This window comes from Nocardioides sp. CFH 31398, assembly GCF_022436705.1.
Taxonomy (GTDB): Bacteria; Actinomycetota; Actinomycetes; order Propionibacteriales; family Nocardioidaceae; genus Nocardioides.
The window spans coordinates 1-2,632 of the sequence record NZ_JAKUHT010000049.1; the positions used below are offsets into that span (position 1 = coordinate 1).

Below are 2,632 nucleotides of genomic sequence, written 5' to 3' on the forward strand. Positions count from 1 at the left end.
GACGTAGTCGACGCGCAGGGCGACGGTGTCCTGGCCCTCGGGCATGGTCGGCCAGGCGCCGTTCATCTTGTGGACGTGGGTCTGGAAGCCGATCCACATGGCCTTGTGCGGGATCTTGTTGACGTCCGTGACGCTGTGGACCTTCTCGCCGTTGATCCAGTAGGACAGCTCGTCCGCCGACCACCGCATGCTGATGGTCTGCCACTGCGAGAAGTCGAGACCGCGGTTGAACTTCTGGTCCACGCCCCGGCCGGTCGAGGAGCTGGGGTTCTTGTAGTGGGTGCTCTGCGCCATCATGTCGCGGTTGCCGCGCGACTCGTAGATCTCGTAGAAGTCGATCTCGGGGGGCCAGCTGCCGTCGGTGGGCCAGGTCAGCGCCGCGGCGGAGAAGCCCATCCCCTTGTCGAAGCGGATGCGGGTGTCGATGCGGCCGTACTGCTGGACCGTGTCCTTCCACTTCCAGCCACCGATGCCGCCGCTGCGCCACCCGTCCGGAGTCATCCGGTTGTGCAGCACGAGCTCACCGTTCGAGACCTCCACCTGCGAGCCGTGCCAGACGGTGTCGCGGCAGCAGCCGGGGGTGCCGTAGAAGGGCGTCCAGCGCGACGTGTCGAGCGAGCTGCCGTTGAAGTCGTCCCGGCCGACACTGACCCACCCGTCGCCGGGCTCGGGCTCGGGCTCGGGCTGCGGGTCCGGCGTCGGCTCGGGCTGCGGCTGCGGGTCCGGCGTGGGCTCGGGCTCGGGCTGCGGGTCCGGCGTGGGCTCGGGCTCCGGCTGCGGGTCCGGCGTGGGCTCCGGCGTCGGCTCCGGCTGCGGGTCCGGCGTGGGCTCCGGCGTCGGCTCCGGCTGCGGGTCGGTGATCGGGGTGGGGTCCGGTGTCGGCTCCGGCTGCGGGTCCGGCGTCGGGTCCGGCGTCGGGTCCGGCGTCGGGTCCGGCGTCGGGTCCGGCGTCGGGTCCGGCTCGGGCTCCGGCGTCGGGTCGGTCCCGACGACGGGGAGGTTCCAGCCGTAGACCTTGATCCAGTCGATGCTGGTGGTCGCTCTGCCGGCGCTGGTCGGGACCTTCCCCGTGGCGGTGCGGTGCACGACGGTCTGCAGCAGCGGCCACAGACGCCCGGTGGGGATCAGCTCGGCGGAGCGGTCGATGCGGGTCACGACGCCGTCGATGAGGTAGATGACCTTCGAGGCGTCCCACCGCACGCTCACCGTGCGCCACTGGGTGAAGTTGCCCCGGCGCGTGGAGGACTTCCGCGCGCTGGTGCCGTCGACCTTCTTGTAGTGCGTCTGCTGCACCGCCTGCTGGCGCGATCCCCAGGTCGCCGGGCTGGAGTACAGCTCCAGCGCCGGCGGCTTCGACGCCGAGTCCGGCCACAGCATCAGGTTCGTCTCGACCCCCGCTCCCGCAGAGGTCCGCACCCGCATGTCGACCCGGCCCTCACGCAGCGTCGCGGCCTGCCAACCCCAGCCGCCGACCGTGCCCGACGACCAGACGCCGTTCTTGCCCATCCCGCTGCTCAGCTGCAGCGCCCCCTGACGGACCTTCGCCCGCCACGGGCGGAACACGTGCGAGGCGTCGCCGTTCGAGCGGGTGTCGTAGACGTGCCACCGGCTGCGGTCGAAGGAGGTGAATTCCTCGGAGTCGAGCAGCGTCCAGTCGCTCTCGGCGACACCGGGCTCGAGGGCACCCGCCGACACCGCACCGGCGGACGTCGGGGTCGTGGCCGCGGCGTCCGTGGCGACGGTGCCGGCGACCACGACGAGCGACACGCTCGTGGCCGCGAGCAGACGACGGACACGGCGCGCGGCGGCTCCGCGGGGACTGCGTGCGGGAGGAAGGGACATGGACGACTTCTCCGGGCTTCGGGGTCCGCGGGTCGGACTCGAGAGAAATCGTGAGGTCTGCTCAGGCTTGTTGCTGGAAAACCGCAAAAGTCAGCGACACGCCTGCTGACCTGCGATTCTTCTCCGTTTGGCACCTCCGTCCGTCGGTCTACGTGCGGAGGTGGAAGGTGGCTTCGCCGTCGGCCCAGTGGGTGTCGTAGCGGGGGTCGTGGGCTCGTCGGTGGTGGTGGGGGCAGAGCAGGGCGACGTCCGCAAGGCGGGTGGTGCCGCCCTTCGCCCAGGCGTGGAGGTGGTGGCCGTCGCACCAGGCGGCGGGGATGGTGCAGCCGCGGGCCTGGCAGGTGTGGTGGGCGATCTCGGCGGCGCGGCGCAGGGCGCCCTCGATGAGGCGGCGGGAGCGGCCGGCGTCGAGGACGACGGACTTCCCCGACAGCACGTAGGGGTGGATCCCCGCGTTGCACGCCAGGCGGCGTGCCTGCTCCAGGGTGATGTCGACACCGCTCGTGGTGGTCGCGAACCCGGCGGCTTCGAGGTCGTCACGGAGCTTCTCGGCGTCGATGAGGACCGCGACGGTCACGGCGTTGCCGTGGCGGTGGGGCAGGTCGGTGGTGTCGAGCTTCTCGAGCAGGGTGCACAGGGCCTGTCCGCGGCGCTCGGGGCCGGTGAGGTGCTGACCGTCGACCGCGGGCTCCTCGAGGCCGAAGGGGTTCTGTGGATCTGGTGGACGGGTGGGGTTCCCGATCGCGTCGAGGACGGCGTCGAGGATCGAGGCGTGCAGGGCGGGGATGTC

At 71.6% G+C, this 2,632-nt stretch carries 1 protein-coding gene and 1 pseudogene; both read right to left on the reverse strand.

Translation table 11 applies throughout. The features are described from left to right. Positions 1–1,842, reverse strand: a 1,842-nt coding sequence (locus tag MJ876_RS21370; RefSeq protein ID WP_240239500.1) for a family 16 glycosylhydrolase, incomplete at its 3' end; no start/stop codon positions are given. Between the two features lie 148 nt (positions 1,843–1,990). Then, positions 1,991–2,632, reverse strand: a pseudogene (locus tag MJ876_RS21375) (HNH endonuclease); the annotation flags it as partial.